Source organism: Mesorhizobium sp. M0771 (genome assembly GCF_040320155.1).
Taxonomy (GTDB): Bacteria; Pseudomonadota; Alphaproteobacteria; order Rhizobiales; family Rhizobiaceae; genus Mesorhizobium.
Genome location: NZ_JAMYPC010000023.1, coordinates 1 through 21,157, shown reverse-complemented (window position 1 = coordinate 21,157; position 21,157 = coordinate 1). Strand labels below are relative to the sequence as shown.

The window sequence follows — 21,157 nt, the reverse complement described above, 5'->3', positions numbered from 1 at the left end:
CAGGGGTTGCCGGCGTGGCAAGAGCGGCATCCGTCAAATCCCGGTCGCGGCCTGCGACGAACCAATCAGAACTTCAGGGTAACGCCAAGCTGGAGATTGTGGGAGTACAATTTGGCGTTCTCGTATGTGCCGCCGCCATCATTGTCGTCTAGATCCACGCTTGTCACGGCCTTAAAGCGGTAACCGAAATCGAGGTCGACATTCTGCGTTACCGCGTAGGTAACACCGGCGCCCACCTGGCCGGCGAAACCCCAGCCGCCAGGCCCGTATCCAAAGGCGTGGCCATCAAAGTGAGTATCGGCGGTAACATAGGCCGCGCCGACACCGCCGCCGACATAGAGTTTGGCATCACCAAAATGCGCAACATCGGCCCAGACGTTGGCGAGAAGATAGGTGGCCGACAGATTGCCGGAAGCCGGATAGTTGCCGACGCCCGTGTAGCTGTATTCGCTTGCCTTGTAGCGCGCGTAGGACAGTTCGCCTTCGACACGAAACACATCGTTGATGCGCCGACCGACAGCGCCGCCGATTACGAACCCGGTATCAAGATCGACTGAATAGCCAGTACCATTGTAGTCCGTTTTCACATGGTTCGGGAAACTGGCGCCGCCGAAGAGCGTGACGTACCAGAGATCCTCTGCCCTCGGAACGTCGACGATCGCGTCGGCGGCGTACGCCGAACTCCAGCCAAGCACCAATGCCGTTGTCGACACACCAGCCAGTAGAAGCAGTTTCATCGTCGATTCCCTCGTAGCCTTCCAGCTACTTGCTCGCCTGCGGTTGGAGCTGTCAATAAGCAGACGCAGTCAGGGCACTCTTTCAGCAATCCTCGTTGCTATACAGCAACATAGCAGCATATTCTAATTTAGACGGAGACAGGCAAAGGCTGCTGTTCGGTTGTCATTCGAGTGGCCGGAAAAGAGAACCGCCTAGTCGCGTTGCTCTGCCTGCCGCGCCGCGATGCGCCGCATGGCGATCACTCGCCGACGGCGGATCTCGGTGCGCATCGCCGTCAAATGCAGCGCGAAGAACAGCACGGTGAAGCCGAGCGCCATCACCAGCAGCGGCCATAGCAGGCTGGGATCGATCGTCGGTCCGCCGAGCCGGAACACCGAGGCCGGCTGGTGCAGCGTGTTCCACCAGTCGACCGAGAATTTGATGATCGGGATGTTGATGAAGCCGACGAGCGTGATGATGGCGGCGGCCCAGGCGGCACGGCTGGCGTCGTCGAGCGCACGCGTCAGCGCGATGATGCCGAGATACATAAGAAAGAGGATGAAGACCGAGGTCAGACGCGCGTCCCAGACCCACCAGGTGCCCCACATCGGCTTGCCCCAGATGGAGCCGGTGACCAGCGCAAGCGCGGTGAAGGTGGCGCCGATCGGGGCTGCCGATTTCAGGGCGACATCGGCCAAGGGATGGCGCCAGACCAGCGTACCGAGCGCGGCGACCGCCATCACCGTGTAGCACATCATGGCGAGCCAGGCGAAAGGCACGTGGATATACATGATGCGCACCGTGATGCCTTGCTGGAAATCCTCAGGCGCGGCAAAGCTCATATAGAGACCGATGGCGAGCAGGATCGCGGCGATCGACGCCAGCCACGGCACCAGCCTGTCGGCCAGCCCGACAAAGCGCGTCGGGTTGGCGAGGTCGGTCCAGCCGGCGAGGCGTGAGGAGGTGTCGCTCATAAGGTCTAGATAGACCGGCGGCGCGTTCGGGGCAATCGAGCGGTTGTCGCAGTGCTTACCCTCCCCCTTGTGGGGAGGGTCGCTGCAAAGCAGCGGGGTGGGGTGGCGGGCACTACCCCACCCGGACCTTCGGTCCGACCTCCCCACAAGGGGGAGGTAAAAAAGCTTACGCAGCTTCGATATTCACCGTGCGGCTGAGACGGCGGACTTCCTCGTCGTTGAGCAGGCCGCCGGCGCGCAGCAGGCTGGCGAAACGGCCATTGCGCAGCGACAGTTCGGCGAAGCCGCCCATCTCGACCACCTTGCCCTTGTCCATGAACACGACCAGGTCGGCGTCGCGGACGGTGGTCAGGCGGTGGGCGATGATGAAGGTGGTGCGGTTGCGCCTCAGTTCGTCGATGGCTTCCTTGACGCGGTCCTCGGTCTCGACATCGAGCGCGCTCGTTGCCTCGTCGAGCACCAGGATCGGTGCGTCCTTGAGCACGGCGCGGGCAATGGCGATGCGCTGACGCTCGCCGCCTGAAAGCTGGCCGCCGCGCTCGCCAACGACGGTGTCATAGCCGGCGCTCTTGGCAAGGATGAAATCCTGCGCGGCAGCCGCATTGGCGGCGGCGTGAACCTCGTCATAAGTCGCCTCGGCACGACCGACGCGGATGTTGTCCTCGATCGAGCGGTTGAGCAGGCCGGCATCCTGGAAGACGGTGGCGATCGAATGACGCAGCGACTTGCGGGTCACCGTGCGGGTGTCGATGCCGTCGATCAGGATACGGCCATGAGACGGCGAGAAGACGCGCTGCAAGAGGTTGATCAGCGTCGTCTTGCCGGCGCCGGTCGGGCCGACGATGGCAACCGTCTGCCCGGCCTGGACTTCGAAGGAGACGTCGTCGACGCCCTGCCTCGAATTGGCAAACTCGAAGCCGACATTCTCGAAGCGGACGTGGCCGGTGACGTTGGTGAGGTCGCGCAAGCCGTCCGGCTCGGCGGAGTCGGCGGCCGAATCCTCGAGGTGATAGAAGTCCTCGAGCTTGGCGCGGGCTTCCGAAATCTGGTTGGCGAAAGCCGACATCTGGTCGAGGCGGGCAATCAGCAGCGTGGCAAAGCCGGTGAAGGCGATGACGTCGCCGATCTTGAGCTGGCCATGGGTGACCAGATAGGCGCCGATCAAAAGCACAACCATCATCGATATGGTCGACGACAGGCGGTGCAACGCATTGGCCATCGCCCACCAGTCGAGCACCGGGTTCTGCGCGTCGAGCAGGTTCTTGACATAGCGGCGCAGCGTATCGGCCTCGTGGCCGAGACGGTTGTAGCTCTGCAGCACGGCGACATTGCTGACCGAGTCGGTCACATGCGCGAAGACCTGATGGTAGTGACGCTCGACCGCGGCCTGGCCCGCCTTGGTGCGCTTCATCACAAGCCGGCCGATGCCGACATAGAGAACGCCCAGCGCCATCAGCACCAGCGACATGCGAAGATCCATGCTTATAGCGGTCGGAATCAGCAGAGCCAGCGCAACAGCCGTCGACAGATGCTGGCGCATGAATTCAAGCCACAGGCTGAACAGCGTCTCGACGGCGCGCAGCAGCGTGTGCAGCGCGTTGGAGGTGCCGCGCTGGTGGTGCCAGGCGAGCGGCATGGTGATCACGCGCTCGAACGACTGGCACAGCACCTCGCTGCGCCGCTTGTGGGCAAAACGGTCGGCGCCGCGCGCCACCAGCACGAAGGCGACGATGTTAAAGGCGCCGAGACCGGCCCACAGCGCCAGCGTCGAAAACACCGAACCCTTATCGGAGATGGCGTCGATTACCCGGCCGAACATGATCGGCTCGAGGATGGCGATAATGGCGAGCGCGACATTCGCACCGCAGATAAACGCAACGCGCTTCCTGTCGGCTGCGAGATAACCCAGCGCTCTCCAGTAGATTTGCAGAAGTGACACTTCAGCTACTCCGCCCAAAACATTATTGTGCACCGCACCATTTCTTGACACGTACCGGTTAACGGGTCGCAAAACAATGCCCGTCTACTTCTTCCGTTCCCATTCTGCGAACAAAAGATGACGACGTTGCGAAATCTGCCGTGATCACCTAACGGTTTGAGATAAAAGGTGAAATGTCAGTCTTGCGGCAAAATCATGGCAGCAGCTGGCCCTGCCACATTTTTAGTCACTGCACGCTTGGACCGCCGTTTTCGGGAAGGCACGCCGTTCTGCGCCAGGAGCATGCCGAAGTAGAAAACGCGCGCCTCGAAAGGCGCGCGTCAATAACCTGAAGCCTTTGATTTTACGAGGGTATCTTGACGACCACCTCGGTCTTGTCGCCGGCTTTCGGCTGAAAACCGGAAGATTTTGTCTTGGTTCCATTGACTTCGAGCGAGATGGATTTGGCCTTTTTGTCGCGGATGACGCGAACCTTGATCTCCGACCCCAGCATCTTCAGCGTGGCAGAATAGCCGTCCCAATGGCTGGGCAGTTTCGGCCGGAACGTGATCTGCTTGCCCCGCCGCTCAATGCCCAGAATGCCTTCGACCGCAGCACGGTAGAGCCATCCCGCTGAGCCCGTATACCAGGTCCAGCCGCCGCGACCGCCCTTGTCCTCACCGGAATAGATGTCGGCGGCGACGACGTACGGCTCGACGCGATAATGCTCGGCCGATGCATCGTCGAGCGCATGGTTGACCGGGTTCAGCATCGAGAAGCAGCGATAGGCATCGTCGGTGCGGCCCATTTCGGCGAGCGCGATCACGAACCAGGTCGCCGCATGGGTGTACTGGCCGCCGTTCTCGCGCACGCCCGGCGGATAACTCTTGATGTAACCAGGGTCCTTTCTCGTGTTCTGGAAGGCCGGGGTAAACAGTTTGACGATCTTGAGCTTGTCGTCGACCAGCAGGTTCGTCGCCTGCTGCATCGCCGTGGTCGAGCGCGCGGGGTCGCCCTCGCCGGAGAGCACGCTCCACGACTGCGCGATGGAGTCGATCTTGCACTCGTCCGAATTATGCGAGCCAAGCGGCGTGCCGTCGTCGTAGCTGCCGCGGCGATACCACTGGCCGTCCCAGGCGGTGCTTTCCAGCGCCCGCTTCAGCACATCGGCGTGTTTTGTCCAGGCCTGCGCCCGCTTGGTGTCGCCCTGCCCCTTGGCCACGGTGGTAAAGTCGCCCAGCGTCGTCAAAAGGAACCAGCCGAGCCAGACACTCTCCCCCTTGCCGGCTTCGCCGACGCGGTTCATGCCGTCGTTCCAGTCGCCGCCGAGGATCAGCGGCAGCCCGGCCGGGCTGCTGCGCTTGACCGCAAGGTCGAGCGCACGCGCGCAATGGTCGTAGAGCGACGCGTTCGTCTTGGAGATTTCCGGCGTGAAGAAGGCGTCGTGCTCGCCCTCGCCCAGCACCTGCCCGTCGATGAAAGGCAGCTGCTCCTTCAGGATCCCTGTATCGCCGGTCACCTCGATGTAGCGATTGGTGGCATGCGCCAGCCAGACCACATCGTCGGAGATCATGGTGCGCACGCCTGCGTCGGTGCGCGGCAACCACCAATGCTGGACATCGCCTTCGGGGAACTGCCGGCGCGCCGCATTGAGGATCTGGTCGCGCGCCAGTTTCGGATCATGCGCAAGCAGGGCCAGCGTGTCCTGCAGCTGGTCGCGGAAGCCGAAGGCGCCGCTTGCCTGATAAAAGGCCGAGCGGGCGCGGATGCGGCAGGCCAGGCTCTGATAGGGCAGCCAGTGATTGACCATGGCGTCGAGCGCCTTGTCGGGCGTCTCGACCTGGATGGTGTCGAGGAAGCCGCGCCAGACGCGTTCATTATCGGCCAGCCGCTGGTCGAAATCCTTGCCCGAATGGGTCTGCACCAACGCGCTCGCTTCGGCTGATGTAGCGGCGTCGCCAAGCAGCCAGACCAGCGTGACGTCGCCGCCGGCAGGGATGTCGATGTCGCTGGCGACAGCTGCGCACGGATCGTCGCCGGCCTCGACGCGGCCCGACAGGCCGGCGCCGCTGACGACAGTGTGCGGGAAGGCGCTGGTGCCGTGCCTGCCGATGAACTCGCCACGATCGGCTGTCACCGAATGCACCGGACCGGTGGCGGCCAGGAAGGCCACCCGGTCGCCGAAATCGAGACCGTAGGGGTTTTGCGCCAGAAGCGCGCCGGTCGCTGGATCCCTGGACGGGATGATGGTCGCAGCAGTGCTCGAGCGATGGCTGCCGAGAACCCATTCGGCATAGGCATAGACGCGCAGCCGCGCCGGCCCCGAGCCTGAGTTCTGGATGCGCAGCCGCGTGATCTTCACTGGATCGACGGGATCGACGACGTGCGTCAGATCCATCGACAGCGGGCCGCGTTTGGACCGGAAGGTGGAGAAGCCCTGGCCGTGCCATGTCTCATAGGTCATCGAGGGATCGCGGACCACGGCAGCCAGCGGCGAGAATGCCTTGCCGCTGGCCTGATCGTAGATGTAGATGCCCTCGCCCGGCCGGTTGGTGACCGGATCGTTCGACCATGGCGTCAGCTGGTAATCGCGGCTGTTGCGGCTCCAGGTGAAGGCAGCGCCTTCGGCCGAGACATGGAATCCGAACGAGGCGTTCGAGACGACGTTGATCCAGGGCTGCGGCGTCGAGCGCCGCCCGGCAAGGCGGGTGACATAGTGGCGGCCGTCGCCCTCGAAACCGCCAAAGCCGTTCCATTGGCTGAGGCCGCTGCCGTCGGCGCTGCTGTCGGACGCGGCATGGTATGCAGGCGCCGCCGGCACCGGCAGAGACGGCTCGCGCAGCGACGCGGGGGCCACCGGCTGCAGGGCATCGCGTGCTTGCAAGGCTGCCGCCTCGGCGCGTTCGATCTGGTCGAAGATGGTGCCGTTGCGCGTGTGCAGAACCACGCGGGCAACCGCCAGCAGCGTCTTGTACGTCGCCTCGTCCATCAGGTCGCGGCGCACGGCGAAGATGTGCTGGCGCGGCCCGAGTTCCTTGCCGCGCAGGCGGCTGTTTTCGCACAGCGTCTCGACCGCGCGCTGCAGGTCCTGGACATAGGACGATGCCTGCTCGTTGACGACCACGAAGTCGATCATCATGCCGCGGGCGCGCATATACTCCTGGAAGCGCAGCGCCTGGGCGACAATTTCGAGGTCGGCCACGTCGCCGATGCGGACCAGGAAGATCGGGAAATCGCCCGAAATGCTGGTCGGCCACAGGCTGGACTGCTTGCCCAGCCCCGAAGCGATGGATTCGCCGGGCAGGCGCAGGAACGGATCGGGATAGATCAGGAAGCGCGCCAGCTTCTGCACGTTGGCGGCGTCGGTCAGGCTGAGACCAAGATGGCGGGTCTGCACCTGCGAACGCGTCCAGGCAAGCATCGCCTGGCGGGCAAAACTTTCGGGATGGTCGAGCCTGGCGATGGCCTCGTCAAGTTCGGCGCGGTTGGCGCCGACGGCGGTCCAGAAGGTCAGCGATATCTTCTTGTTGGCCGGCACCCGCACCTGGCGGCGCAGGGCCGCTACCGGATCGAGGGTGAAGCCGTGGTGACCGCCAAGCTTGGCGCCGGGATCGAAGGCCGCCGCTTCCGCGATGGTACGGCCACGGCCGATGAAGGCACGGCGGTCGGTTTCGGCCTCGGCATCGCGCGCCGACCCGGACGGATCGGTGACGAAATGCACCATGGTGACGTCAGGCTCGTGCTTGTCGCGCTTGCGCCTGGTGGCAAAGATGGCACCGTTGTTGGCAGCGATCTCGGTCTCGATAAACATTTTCGAGAACGCAGGATGGGCATTGTCGGAGGCTTCGTTGCCCAGCACCAACTCGGCAAACGAGGTCACCTCGATATGCCGGTCAGTGGCGCCGTCATTGTAGAGCGTGACGCGCCGTCCCTCGCCATTGCCTTCCGAGATGACGATGCATTCGACCTCCGAACGCAGCGAGCCCACTGTTTTGACGAAGCTCGCCTTGTCGTCGGAAAACAGCGTTTGCACTCTCTCGCCGGTCGCCTGCTTCGGCTCTGCGGTGGCCGACCACCAGTCGCCGCTGCCGGCGTCGCGCAGGAAGATGTAGGAGCCGAGCCGGTCTTCGGTCGGGTCGGGCTGCCAACGGGTGACGGCGAGTTCGCCCCAGCGGCTGTAACCGGAACCGGTGGCCGAGACCATGACGGAGTAGCGGCCATTGGACATGACGCTGGTGGCGCGCAACGCCCTCAGCGGGTCGAGGATAATGCGCGAGTCCGGGCTCTCGACCTCGGTCTCGTCCTTCGAACGCTCGTCGGCTTCGGTCCTGACCGTGGCGGTCGGGATGTCGCGCGGCGCCCTCTCCTGCAGCAGGAGTTCGGCAGACTCGATCACCGGATCGCTGTGGAAGCGGTCGCGCAGCCGGCCCTCGAAGATGGCGTCGGCAACGGCGGCGATCGACATGCCGGAGTGATGCGCCATGTAGTTCAGGACAACGGCATGGTCGGTGCCTTCCGGCACGCGCTGCGGCGTGAAGTCGACGGCGTCGTAAAAGCCATGCCGGCCGAGAGCGCCGATGGAGCGCAGCCTGGCCAGATTCTGGACGGATTCGCGCGGTGTGAACTGCGCCGCGAGGATCGTGGCGTAAGGCGCGATCACCGTGTTCTGGCCAAGGCCGCGCTTGAGACCAAGTCCGGGCACGCCGAAATTGGTATACTGGTAGGTCAGTTCGCGGTCGCGGGCATTGTAGGCCGCTTCCGAAATGCCCCAGGGCACGTTCTTCGAACGCGCGTACTGGATCTGGCGCTTGATGATCAGCTTGCTGGTCTGGTTGAGGATCGACCCCTGCGGCTCCTTCATTACCAAAGGCGGCATCAGATACTCGAACATCGAGCCCGACCAGGACATCAGCGCACCCTGGAAGCCGATCTCGACGATCGGCCTTCCAAGCCGGAACCAATGCTCCGTCGGCAGGTCACCCTTGGCGATGGCGAACAGGCTGGTCAGCCGCGCCTCGGAGGCGAGCAGATCGTAGCAGCTCTCGTCGAGCTGGTGCTCCTCGACCCGGTAGCCGATCGAGAGCAGTTTGCGCTCCTGACGCATCAGGAAAGAGAAATCCATCTCGAAGGCATAGCGGCGGCAGCGTTCGCGCAGCGCCAGCAGCTTGGCGCGCAAGGCTTCGACGGCGTTTTCGTCGCTGTGCGAGTCATGCACATGCGCCTCGCAGGTCGCTTCCAGCCGGGCCGCCCAGTCGGCGATAATGTCGCTCCGCTGCGATCCGGCCTCGGTGTGGATGGCGGTGGCGAGCTTGCGGATCTCGCCGGCAAGCACGGCCAGGTTGATCGTGCGGATCGAGGCCATCTCCGGCTGCGCCTTGATGGTCATGACGGCGCGCCGCATGCCATCGAGGCGATCGGCCAGACGCTGGCGCAACGGCCGCAGTTGCCGGCGGTCGTCAGGCAATTCCTCGAGGCTCTCGTCGAGGATACTCACCGTGTCGAGGACGCCTTCGAAATCGCCCTGCAGGTGAACGGACGGGGCTTCCGCCCATTCGGCGCAGGCAGCCGCCACCGCGACCAGATGTCCGGCGAGATTGCCGCTGTCGACGGCGGAGATGTAGAGCGGATAGAGCGGTTTGAGCGTCGTGGTGTCGTACCAGTTGAAGAGGTGGCCACGGTTGCGCGGCATGCTCTCGATGGTCGTCATCGTGGCGTCGATCCGGGTGATGGCGTCGGAGAGCGCAATCCAGCCGAAATCGCGTGCCGACACCACCGACAGCAGGTAGACGCCGATATTGGTCGGCGACGTCCGCGGCGCTACAACGGGCGCCGGGCTTTCCTGGAAATTGTCGGGCGGCAGATTGTGGTGCTCGGCCGTGACGAAGGTTTCGAAATAATGCCAGGTGCGGCGCGCCACGGTGCGCAGCGCGTGGATGTCGGCCTGCGATATGCGCAGGCGGTCCTCGGTCTCGGCCGAGCGGCTGATCCAGCAGGCAACCGCCGGCGAACCGATCCAGAACAGAGCGAAGAAGAAGGCGACGAAGGCACCGGTGGAATCGGCCAGCACGGGGATAGCGAGACCGACGACGCCGATGATCACGGCGCCATACATCATGCTGTAATAGGAGCCGATATCGTTGTCGCCGCCCTTGTGCGCCTGCGACGCGGTGCGCCATTCCAGCAGGTTCTGGCGGCTGACGAACAGGCGGTAGAGCGTGCGCACGATGGCGTCGCCCATCATCCAGGCATTGTGCGCCATCAACAGCACTTTCAGCGCCACAAGGGCCGTGCCGAAGACGGTGTCGTGCGCCAGCGCGGAGAAATGGCCGCGCGGCGTCTGGTCGCCGCTCTTGGGCAGGATGGCGTTGACGACATCGAAGGTCGGCGCCATGAACAGCGACAGGATCAGCAGCGCCTGCCACTGCGCGGCCTGCGTGAAGGGCAGCAGCGTCCAGCCGGCGATCGCCGCCATCACCCAGAAGATCGGGGTCAGCGAGCGGCGCAGATTGTCGACCATCTTCCAGCGCGACAGCGCCGGCACGCCGGAACGCGGCGAGAAGATGAAGCGCAGCAGCTGCCAGTCGCCGCGCGCCCAGCGGTGGTGGCGCGAGGCGTCGACCGAGTAGCGGGTAGGATAGTCCTCGACCAGTTCGACGTCGGTGACAAGTGCTGCGCGCGCCAGCGCACCTTCGAGCAGATCGTGGCTGAGGACGGTGTTTTCCTCGATGCGGCCCTGCAGCGCCGCCTCGAAAGCGTCGACGTGATAAAGGCCCTTGCCGGTGAAGGAGCCGTCGCTGAAGACGTCCTGGTAGAGATCCGAGACGGCAAAGACGTAAGGATCGAGACCGCTGTTGGACGAGAAGACGCGCTGGAAGAAAGAAGCGTCGTCGCCGCTGGTGAGCGAGGCTGTGATGCGCGGCTGCAGAATGGTGTAGCCGGCGGTAACGACGCGCTTTGTCGCGTCGAAATGCGGGCGGTTGAGCGGATGGGCGAGCTTGCCGACCAGTGACGACACGGCGTCGCGCGTGGTGCGCGTGTCGGCGTCGAGCGTCATGACATAGACGACCTTTTCCGGCAGCGGCACGTCGAGCGGCAGGAAGGTGGTGTCGCTGTCGCCGCGCAAGAGAAGGTTCAGCTCATGCAGCTTGCCGCGCTTGCGCTCCCAGCCCATCCAGGCGCCCTGCGCCTGGTTGTAGAGCCGGCGGCGATGCAGGATATAGAAACGCGGCGCGCCTTCCGAGGGATAACGGGCATTGAGCCTGGCGATCTCGTCGCGCGCATATTGCAGGATCTCGATGTCGGCGGCGTCGATCTCGGTCTTGGAATCCGGCCAGTCGGACAGCAGCGCGAAATGGATTTCTTCGGCCGTGTTGGCGAGGTGATGCACCTCGATGTTGCGGATGTTTTCCTCGACATCATCGCGCGAGCCGATCAGCGACGGCACCACGACCAAGGTGCGTGATGCCGCCGGAATGCCGTGCTTGTAATCATAGCCGACGAGCCGCGTCGGCTTCAGGAACAGTGAAACAACGGTGTTGAAGAAGGCGAGCGCGCCTTCGCTGGCAGGCACCGCAAACAGCGCCAGCATCAGCGTGATGGATTCCACCGACAGGCCGAGATGGGCAAGCGCATTGCCGGAGACAACCAGCAGCAGCACCGTCAGCAGGAAGACCGGCACAACGATGCCGAGCCAGCCCGTGGCGGTGAAGGCGCGCTTGAAAGTCACATGGAAGGGCGGCCGATAGCCGATCGCCTTTTCCAGATCCGGCCGGCGCGGGCCGACCAGGAAGAAGCCGACATCGGTATGCATGGCCGGATCGGCTGATGCATCCGGCACGCCGGAGGCATCGGTGACCCCGGGAACATGGCTGGCCAGCTCGATGGCCTTTTCGGCGACACGGAATTCGGACAGGTCGGAGCGGCGCGCCAGTTGCTCGATCGACGTGCGGTACTGGTCGCGCGAAAAGAAATCGAGCGCGGCGAAATCGGTGCGCTCGCGCAACAGCGTGTCGATGCGGCTGACGCCCTCGAACCACACCGTCCAGTCGACGTCGTTGATGAGGCGCAGGCCGCGGATGATATTGCCGGTGGTGACATTGCCGCTGGACAGCGTGCGATGCTCGGAAATGATGATTTCCTCGGCGTCGGAGCCGGTTTTCTCGAGCTCGACCTCCAGCCATTCCAGCGCCCTGCCGGCATTCTGCGAGCCGTCGCGCAGGCGGTAGAGCAACTGGGTGGCGAAGGTGGTGTCCTGCGCATGCGCGCCGTAGCCCGACAGGATCTTCCGGCGGTCTGCATTGTCGTCGGTCGCCAGCACGCGGTCGGCGACCTCGTTGGCGATATGGCGCATCTGCCTGGTGCGGTCGACGCGCACGGCGATGCGGCGCAGATTCTCGATCAAAACGAAGCGCAGCAGCGACGGCAGCGCCCAGAGCTCGCCGATCTTGAGCGGCTCGACCGACTGAAAACCCTCGACGATGGATTTGAACATGGTCGCCGAAACCGAACTGTCGGAATGGGCGACATAGCTCCAGGCCAGGGCCAGCGCGCGCGGCACCGCGGCGCGATCGGCCACTTTCAGGGTCGGCAACTGCCGGTAGAAACGGCGCGGCAGGTCGCGCTTCACCTGAAAAATGGTCTCCTCGACGAGATAATTGTTGTCGAGCAGCCATTGGGCGGCAGGCGTGATGGTTTCGCCCTTGGCCTGGGCGGCATTGGTCGAGCGGTAGACTTCGAGGATTTTCTTGGCGCTGTCGCGGATGCGGGCCTGGAAATCGAACGGCGTCAGGCCGAACAGGTCCTTGATGTCGCCCTTGGCAAGGCTTTCGCCCAGCGCGCGCAGCCGCTCTTCGGGCAGGAAATTGGAGCGTATCGGCTCTTCGGTGATGACCGGGAAGCCGGCGCTGGACTTTTCGATATGGGCAGGATTTGTCTGGATATTCATTGAAAATTCCGCATGGGGGACGCGATGCGGCGCCACCGCCACGGCAATGTCCCTAAAACCGATTCAAATGCAATTGGTTGCATGATTACACTGGCCGAAAGTTTTGCTTCGCACCACGCCAGAGGCGTTATCCCTTCGACATTTTAAGTGGGGCTTTCGACAATTCAAGGACGAGCACCCCTGCCCTCCCGTCCGCCTTGGAACGACGGAAGGATTCGGGCTTTTTCGTGATCCAGACAACAGCTTACGCCAGATTTCTCCGGCGTGCGATCATGTTTGGCAACAGGCGTTAATCGTTGTGCTGGCGGTGCGGCTGGCCCAGCCTGGCTATCCGGATGACGAACACGGTCGTCGGCCGTACCGGTTCAACCCGTAGTTTCGCCTGCGGACCGAGCAACAGCGTGTCGAGGGGTCCAAGACGAGACGATGTCGGGCCGCTGAGGCCGACCTCGCCGTCGAACGGCAGGATCAGGGTCATAGCGCTGGTCGGCCGGATATCGGTCGGAACCGAGACCACCAGGCGCTCGACCGTGTGCATGGCCCGCCCGCGGCGGGTCATAACGTTGAGGTCGGTGATCGGACCGGAGATCAGCGCCGCCGAGGTCGGCACATCGGCCGGGAAGGACAGCGGGGCGGAAGCCGCCGTCACTTCGGCCGGCCGCCGGCCAGCAATGTCGAGGACGATGCCCTCGCCTTCCAGCACGGCCAGCGTGCGGTCGACGCCGGCAAAGCCCGAGAACGGCCCGCTATCCTCGACTCGCGCCATCGAAACGCGCCAGTCGAAATCGTCCAGGCCGGCGCCGTCCGGCGAGACGGCGATCTCGGTGGTCGTGCCGCCGCCATTCTTCCACGGCATGACCCGGTAGTCGGCGGCCCGTAGGATGCGCATCATTTAAGCCAATCAGCCTAAAATACCGGGCAGATTGAGCTGGTGCTCCTTCGCGCACTCGATGGCGATGTCGTAGCCGGCATCGGCGTGGCGCATGACGCCTGTCGCCGGATCGTTCCACAACACGCGCTGCAGGCGCCTTGCGGCGTCCGGCGTGCCGTCGGCGACGATGACCATGCCGGCATGCTGCGAGAAGCCCATGCCGACGCCACCGCCATGATGCAGCGACACCCAGGTTGCGCCCGACGCGGTGTTGAGCAACGCATTGAGCAGCGGCCAGTCGGAGACGGCGTCGGAGCCGTCCTTCATCGCTTCCGTCTCGCGGTTGGGCGAAGCCACCGAGCCGGAATCGAGATGGTCGCGGCCGATGACGACGGGCGCCTTGAGTTCGCCCCTGGCCACCATCTCGTTGAAGGCGAGCCCCAGCCTGTGGCGGTCGCCGAGGCCGACCCAGCAGATGCGCGCCGGCAGGCCCTGGAAGGCGATGCGCTCACGTGCCATGTCCAGCCAGTTGTGCAGATGGGTGTTGCCGGGGGTGAGTTCGCGCACCTTGGCGTCCGTCTTGTAGATATCCTCGGGATCGCCCGAAAGAGCAGCCCAGCGGAACGGGCCGATGCCGCGGCAGAACAGCGGCCTTATATAGGCCGGCACGAAGCCCGGGAAGGCAAAGGCGTTCTCGAAGCCTTCGTCCTTGGCGACCTGGCGGATGTTGTTGCCATAGTCGAGCGTCGGCACGCCGGCATTCCAGAACGCGACCATCGCCTCGACATGCTCGCGCATCGAGGCGCGGGCGGCCTTCTCGACAGCCTTGGGATCGGAGACGCGCTTCTCGCGCCACTCAGCCATCGTCCAGCCCTTGGGCAGATAGCCGTTAATCGGGTCATGCGCCGAGGTCTGGTCGGTGACCATGTCGGGGCGGATGCCCCGCTTGAACATTTCCGGCACGATGTCGGCCGCATTGCCGAGCAGGCCGACCGACTTCGCCTCGCCGGCCTTGGTCCAGCGCTCGATCATTTCCATCGCTTCGTCGAGCGTCTCGGCCTTCTCGTCGACATAGCGGGTGCGCAGCCGGAAATCGATCGAGTCCGGATTGCATTCGATGGCGAGGCAGCAGGCGCCGGCCATGACGGCGGCAAGCGGCTGGGCGCCGCCCATGCCGCCGAGGCCGCCGGTCAGGATCCATTTGCCCGTAAGGTTGCCATTGTAGTGCTGGCGGCCGGCCTCGACGAAGGTCTCGTAGGTGCCCTGCACGATGCCTTGCGTGCCGATATAGATCCAGGAGCCGGCCGTCATCTGGCCGTACATCATCAGGCCTTTTTTATCGAGCTCGTTGAATTTATCCCAGGTCGCCCAATGCGGCACGATGTTGGAGTTGGCGATCAGCACGCGCGGCGCATCGGTGTGCGTCCGGAAGACGCCGACCGGCTTGCCGGACTGGACCAGCAGCGTCTCGTCTTCATTGAGGGTCTTCAACGAGGCGACGATGCTGTCGAAATCGTTCCAGGTGCGCGCGGCCCGGCCGATGCCGCCATAGACGACGAGCTCATTGGGGTTTTCGGCGACATCGGGATCGAGGTTGTTCATCAGCATGCGCAGCGGCGCTTCGGTCGTCCAGTATTTGGCGTTGAGCTTGTCGCCGCGGGGCGCGCGCACTTCGCGGATGTTGTGGCGAGGATTGTTCATCATTGTCCCTTTGGAGTAAGGCGGCGTCTCAGCGCCCGGCCCAGTCAATGGCGGATTGGAGGATTTTCGTCAGTGTGGCGCGCATCGGCGCGGCGAACTCGGCATCATAAGGCACCGGCCAATTGTCCGGTTCGCCCTTGCCCTCGGGCTCGCGCAAATAGCCGCGATCGGCAAGTTCCATCTGCAGCGCATGGTAGCCGCCTTGCGGATTGCCGAAATAGCGGGTGATCCAGCCACCCTTGAAACGGCCGTTGATGACATTGCTTTCACCGCTCTCGGCCATGATCTGGCCAACCAGCGCCTGCAGCGTAGGATCCGCGGTCTGGCCGTCATTGGTGCCGAGATTGAACACCGGCAGCGTGCCGTAGAACAGGCGCGGCAGCACCGACCGGATCGAGTGGCAATCGTAAATGACGACCTTCTCATGCAGGCCGCGCAGCCTGACGGACTGAGCCGCCAGCATTTCATGGTAGGGCACGAAATACGCTATGCGGCGCTGGTCTATCTCCGATGGCGTCGGTTCCGCGCCGGGCAGATACAGCGGATCGCCGTCGAAGGTCTCGGTCGGGCATAGCGTCGTTGTCGTCTGCCCGGGATAGAGCGAGGCGCCGGAAGGATCGCGGTTGACATCGATGACGGTGCGCGAGATCGACGTGTGCACGACAGTCGCGCCAAGGCCGGCGGCAAAATCGTAGAGATTGTCGATCCACCAGTCGCAATCGCGGCGGCCGAGCCAGGGCGAGACCAGCCGATTGTCGATGCCGGCGAGATCGATACCCGTGTGCGGGATGGACACCAGCAGGGGTGCCGTGCCTTCCGTCGCTGTCAGCCAGTCGGTCATGTCAGACTCCCGAGATCGAAGGCAATGTCACCGCGCTCGCAGCCTTGATGGCAGCGCCGCTGCGCACCATGGCGATGGCTTTTTCCATGTCAGGGTGGAAATGCCGGTCATTGTCGAGATGCGGCACCTCGGCGCGGACCAGCTTGCGAACCGCTTCCAGAGCTGCACTCGACGCCAGCGGCGCATGGAAATCGCAGCCTTGCGCGGCGGCCAGGAGTTCGATGCCGATGACGGCCGTGGCGTTTTCGATCATGCCGATCAGCCGGCGAGCGCCGTGTGCGGCCATCGAGACATGGTCTTCCTGGTTGGCCGAGGTCGGGATGGAATCGACACTTGCCGGATAGGCCTTCTGCTTGTTCTCAGAGACGAGCGCCGCCGCCGTCACCTGCGGGATCATGAAGCCGGAGTTCAGGCCGGGCTTCGGCGTCAGGAAGGCCGGCATGCCGGACAGCGCGGGGTCTACCAGCATGGCGATGCGGCGCTCCGACAGCGAGCCGATCTCGCAGACGGCAAGCGCGATCATGTCGGCAGCGAAAGCCACCGGCTCGGCGTGGAAATTGCCGCCGGACAGCGCAGTATCGTCCTCGGCGAAGATCAGCGGATTGTCGGTGACGCCATTGGCCTCGGTGCCGAGCGTATCGGCGACCTGGCGCAGCACGTTGAGCGCCGCACCCATCACCTGCGGCTGGCAGCGCAGGCAGTACGGATCCTGCACGCGCTCATCGCCGACGCGGTGCGATTCACGAATGGCGCTGCCGGCCATCAGGTTGCGCAGCGCTTCCGCCGTCTCGATCTGGCCGGGATGTTTGCGCAGGAGATGGATGCGCCGATCGAAGGGCGCGTCCGAGCCCTTGGCAGCGTCGGTCGACAGCGCCCCGGCGACCAGCGCCGACTGATACAGCACTTCGGCCTCGAACAGAGCGGCCAGCGCGTAGGCGGTGGAAAACTGCGTGCCGTTGAGCAGCGCCAGACCTTCCTTGGCGCCGAGCGTCACGGGCTCCAGGCCGTGCGAGACGAAAGCGACCTTGGCCGGGAAGCGGCCATGCGGTGTAAAGCATTCGCCGACGCCGATCATCACCGCCGTCATGTGCGACAGCGGCGCGAGATCGCCGGAGGCGCCGACCGAGCCCTGCGCCGGCACCATGGGGATGACGTCGTTGGCCAGCATCGCTTCCAGCAACTCGATGGTTTGCGGCCGTACGCCCGACGCGCCCTGCGCAAGGCTGGCGAGCTTCAGCGCCATCATCAGCCGAACCACCGAAACCGGCATCGGCTCGCCGACACCGGCGGCATGCGACAAAACGATGTTGCGTTGCAGGGTCTCTAGATCCTCGGCCGGAATGCGGACGCTGGCCAGTTTGCCGAAGCCGGTGTTGATGCCGTAGACCGGCTCACCCTTGGCGACGATGCGGGCGACTGCCTCGGCGCTGGCCTTGATTTTTGGCCGGCAGGAGGCGTCGAGCTTCGGCATGGCGCCACGATAGATAGCGCGCCAGTCGGCCAGCGTCGCATTGCCGGGCTTCAGGTTAAGTTCGGTCATTGTCCTCTCCAGATGCGGGCATGGAGCGGGTTGAAGCCCATGCGGTAGACGAGTTCGGCCGGACGCTCGATGTCCCAGATCGCCAGGTCGGCGGATTTTCCTGCCTCAAGCGTGCCGGTCTTGCCAAGCAGCCCAAGCGCGCGGGCAGCCTCGCGAGTGGTGCCGGCCAGGCATTCCTCGACGGTCAGGCCGAAAAGCGTCGCTGCCATGTTCATGGTCAGCAACAGCGAGGTCAGCGGCGACGTCCCGGGATTGTTGTCGGTGGCGACCGCCATCTTGACGCCGTGCTGGCGGAACAGGCCGACCGGCGGCTTCTTGGTTTCGCGGATGAAATAGTAGGCGCCGGGCAGGATGGTCGCCACGGTGCCGGCCTTGGCCATCGCTGCGGCGCCGGCCTCGTCGGTGTATTCGAGATGGTCGGCCGACAGCGCGCCATAGCGGGCGGCGAGTTCGGCGCCATGCAGGTTGGACAACTGGTCGGCATGGAGTTTGACCGGCAGGCCAAGCGCCTTGGCCTTGTCGAAGACGCGGGCAATCTGTTCCGGCGAAAAGGCAATGCCCTCGCAAAAGCCGTCGACGGCGTCAGCCAGGCCCTCGGCGGCGATTCCGGGGAGGATGGTGTTGGCGACGAGATCGACAAAAGCGTCCTTGTCGCCTTTTGCTTCCGGCGGCAGCGCATGCGCGCCGAGGAAGGTGGTGCGGACCGTGACCGGGCGTTGCTTGTCCAGCTGCCGCGCGGCGCGAAGCGACTTCTGTTCATGTTCGAGATCGAGCCCGTAACCCGACTTTACCTCTACCGTGGTGACGCCCTCGGCCATCAGCGCATCGAGGCGTGGCAGCGTCTGCGCAACCAGTGCGTCTTCGCTCGCGGCACGCAGGGATTTGACCGAGGAGACGATGCCGCCGCCAGCACGGGCGACTTCTTCATAGGTGGCGCCGGCCAGCCGCATCTCGAACTCGTTGGCACGGTTGCCGGCATGGACGAGATGGGTGTGGCAGTCGATCAGGCCGGGCGTGATCCAGCGGCCTTCGCAATCGGTAGTCTCGCCGCCCTGAGCCAACGCTGACGGCATGTCGGCTTCCGGGCCGGCATAGACGATGATGCCGTCACGGGAGACGATCGCGCCCTTTTCGACGATGCCAAGTCCGGCAACGCCTTCAGCCATGGTTGCCAGGCGCGCATCACGCCAAAGCTGAAGGCCCCCTGCCCGGCTTTTGTCTTGTGCCGCCATCATCTTTTTCCGTTGCTTGGATGGCGATTATGTATATACATATTGAAACGCGCTGCAAGTGCATTGTTTATGGAATTCGGAGAAAAACGTGACGGCGATCTTTGCGGAACAGGCGCTGCTGACCGATGGCTGGCATGACAAGGTGCGGATCGTCGTCACGGACGGTCGCATCGCAACCGTCGAAGTCGACACGTCGCCGCGGAGCGGTGACGAACGCCACGCCATTCTGGTCCCCGGCATGCCGAACCTGCACAGCCACGCCTTCCAGCGCGGCATGGCCGGGCTTGCCGAACTGCGCGGTCCCTCCGCCGACAGCTTCTGGAGCTGGCGCGAGGTGATGTACCGCTTCGCGCTGTCGATGACGCCGGACCAGGTCGAGGCGGTCGCCGCACAGCTTTACGTCGAGATGCTGGAGGCCGGGTTCTCGCGCGTCGGCGAGTTTCATTATCTCCACCACGATCGCGACGGAACACCCTATTCCAACCTGGCCGAGATGGCGGAGCGGATCGCCGCCGCTGCCAACGAAACAGGGATCAGCCTGACGCTGCTGCCGGTATTTTATGCCCATTCCTCCTTCGGCGGCGCTGCGCCCAACGAAGGCCAGCGGCGATTCATCAACGATGTGAATCGGTTCGAACGCTTGCTTGAGAAAAGCCGCGAATCGGTTCGTGCGTTGAATCAGGCTGTCGTCGGCGTCGCCCCGCACAGCCTGCGCGCCGCGGCGCCGGAGGAACTCAGCGCTGTTGCCGCCATTGCGCCGGACGGACCGATCCACATCCACGTCGCCGAGCAGGTGAAGGAGGTCGAGGATTGCCTGGCGTGGTCGGGTGCGCGACCGGTCGAATGGCTGCTCGCCAATGCCGGGATCGACAAGCGTTGGTGCCTGATTCACGCCACCCACATGACCGAGGCTGAGACATCCGGCATGGCCAGAAGCGGCGCCATTGCCGGGCTTTGCCCGATCACCGAGGCCAATCTCGGCGACGGCACCTTTTCAGCACCTCTGTTCATCGAACATGGCGGCCGCTTCGGCGTCGGCTCGGATTCCAACGTGCTGATCGGCCTGCCGGATGAATTGCGCCAGCTCGAATATTCGCAGCGCCTCGCACACCGCGCCCGCAATGTGCTGGCGGTGGCCGGCGGCTCGACCGGGCGGGCTCTGTTCGACGCCGCCCTCGATGGCGGCAGCACCGCACTCGGCGCCGGCCCGTCGCGGATCGCCGCCGGCGCCGCGGCTGATTTCGTCTCCCTCGACGAAAACCATCCTTCGCTGGCCGGAAAAAGTGGCGATGCGATCCTCGACGCCTGGATCTTTGCCAATGGCGGCAAGGTCGATTGCGTCTGGGTGCATGGGAAAAAGCAGGTCAGCGGCGGCCGGCATTCCAGGCGCGAGCCGATTGCAGAGCGCTTTCGCCAGGTGATGACGGCGCTTTCGGCATGAGCATGATTGAGACAGCGGCGTCGGAAGGCGGCGGCTCGCTGCACCAGCGCATCCTGTCCGACATCAGCGAGAAAATAATGTCCGGCGCCTGGGCGCCGGGCCACCGCATCCCGTTCGAGCACGAGCTGACGGCGCAGTATCATTGCTCGCGCATGACGGTGAACAAGGCGCTGTCGCAACTGGCCAAGGCCGGGCTGATCGAGCGCCGCCGCCGTTCGGGCAGTTTCGTGCGCCAGCCGCAATCGCAGGCCGCGGTGCTGGAAATCCACGACATCAGGATCGAGGTCGAGGCGCTTGGCCTGGCCTATCGCTACGAGCGCTTGGCGCGGCAGAAAAGGCGCAGCGGCGCCGAGGACCGTGGCTTGCTGGAATTGAGCGCCGCCGGACAAGTGCTGGCGCTGGAATGCCGGCATTTTGCCGGCAAGCGGCCATTCGCGCACGAACAGCGGCTGATCAATCTCGCCGCCGTCGCGGAAGCCGCCGAGGAAGAGTTTCTCGACATCGCGCCCAGCCCCTGGCTGATCGGCCGCGTGCCATGGAGCGAGGCCGAGCACCGCATCCGCGCGGTAGCGGCCGACAGACATATTGCCGAAGCGCTCGACATCGCAACCGGCACGCCCTGTCTGGTGGTCGAGCGCCGGACCTGGAGCGCCGAGCACCCGGTGACGCAGGTGAGGTTCACCTACGCCGCGGAGAGCCACACGTTGGTGGCGAGGTTCAAGCCTTCGCAGGGGTGATTACCCTCCCCCTCGAGGGGAGGGTCGCGGAGCAAGTGCCGCAAGGCGGCACTGGTGACGCGGGGTGGGGTCGGTGCAGCCTCGCCGACCCCACCCCGTCTCGCAGTCTCCGCTTCGCTTCGACTACTCGCCGACCCTCCCCTCGAGGGCATAGGCGCTAAGATAGGTATTGCCCTGCGGAATCGGGTGTGATTCTACGCTGCGATGACACACGAATCGCTTGTTGATGACGGCTGGGCCG

The 21,157-nt window shown here is 64.4% G+C and carries 11 protein-coding genes; 2 read left to right on the top strand and 9 right to left on the bottom strand.

The window, feature by feature from the left end:
- Positions 1 to 65: 65 nt before the first annotated feature.
- The 9 genes from NKI05_RS27145 to hutI all read right to left on the bottom strand — a co-directional run bounded on the left by NKI05_RS27145 (position 66) and on the right by hutI (position 18,738).
- Positions 66 to 737: an outer membrane protein gene (locus NKI05_RS27145; RefSeq protein WP_023816258.1), complete on the bottom strand. Its 672-nt coding sequence runs from the start codon at positions 735 to 737 to the stop codon at positions 66 to 68.
- Positions 738 to 929: 192 nt separating this feature from the next.
- A complete protein-coding gene (locus NKI05_RS27140; protein ID WP_023715243.1) occupies positions 930 to 1,691 on the bottom strand; it encodes a heme ABC transporter permease in 762 nt (253 codons plus the stop codon).
- A gap of 166 nt (positions 1,692 to 1,857) precedes the next feature.
- A complete protein-coding gene (locus tag NKI05_RS27135; protein ID WP_023672897.1) occupies positions 1,858 to 3,630 on the bottom strand; it encodes a glucan ABC transporter ATP-binding protein/ permease in 1,773 nt (590 codons plus the stop codon).
- Positions 3,631 to 3,973: 343 nt separating this feature from the next.
- Positions 3,974 to 12,553 carry a glycoside hydrolase family 94 protein gene (locus tag NKI05_RS27130; protein WP_352793628.1) on the bottom strand — a complete coding sequence of 2,860 codons (8,580 nt, stop codon included), beginning with the start codon at positions 12,551 to 12,553 and terminating at the stop codon, positions 3,974 to 3,976.
- A gap of 289 nt (positions 12,554 to 12,842) precedes the next feature.
- The gene (locus NKI05_RS27125) at positions 12,843 to 13,442 is read right to left on the bottom strand and encodes a HutD/Ves family protein (protein WP_023682912.1); all 600 of its coding nucleotides are present in this window, start codon (positions 13,440 to 13,442) and stop codon (positions 12,843 to 12,845) included.
- Between the two features lie 12 nt (positions 13,443 to 13,454).
- A complete protein-coding gene (gene hutU / locus NKI05_RS27120) occupies positions 13,455 to 15,125 on the bottom strand; it encodes a urocanate hydratase (protein ID WP_023705777.1) in 1,671 nt (556 codons plus the stop codon).
- A 28-nt stretch (positions 15,126 to 15,153) separates the two neighbouring features.
- Entirely contained in the window at positions 15,154 to 15,966 is an 813-nt protein-coding gene (hutG, locus tag NKI05_RS27115) for an N-formylglutamate deformylase (protein ID WP_023672901.1), read from the bottom strand.
- Between the two features lies 1 nt (position 15,967).
- A complete protein-coding gene (gene hutH / locus NKI05_RS27110) occupies positions 15,968 to 17,506 on the bottom strand; it encodes a histidine ammonia-lyase (protein ID WP_023736403.1) in 1,539 nt (512 codons plus the stop codon).
- A complete protein-coding gene (gene hutI, locus NKI05_RS27105; protein WP_023816261.1) occupies positions 17,503 to 18,738 on the bottom strand; it encodes an imidazolonepropionase in 1,236 nt (411 codons plus the stop codon). The genes hutH and hutI overlap by 4 nt, the downstream gene beginning before the upstream one ends.
- 88 nt (positions 18,739 to 18,826) lie before the next feature.
- On the opposite strand from hutI, the gene NKI05_RS27100 reads away from it, so the two are divergent.
- Positions 18,827 to 20,179, top strand: coding sequence for a formimidoylglutamate deiminase (locus NKI05_RS27100; RefSeq protein ID WP_352497317.1), 1,353 nt, complete (start codon positions 18,827 to 18,829; stop codon positions 20,177 to 20,179).
- Positions 20,176 to 20,916 carry a histidine utilization transcriptional repressor HutC gene (hutC, locus tag NKI05_RS27095; protein WP_023816263.1) on the top strand — a complete coding sequence of 247 codons (741 nt, stop codon included), beginning with the start codon at positions 20,176 to 20,178 and terminating at the stop codon, positions 20,914 to 20,916. The genes NKI05_RS27100 and hutC overlap by 4 nt, the downstream gene beginning before the upstream one ends.
- The last annotated feature ends 241 nt before the right edge of the window (positions 20,917 to 21,157 follow it).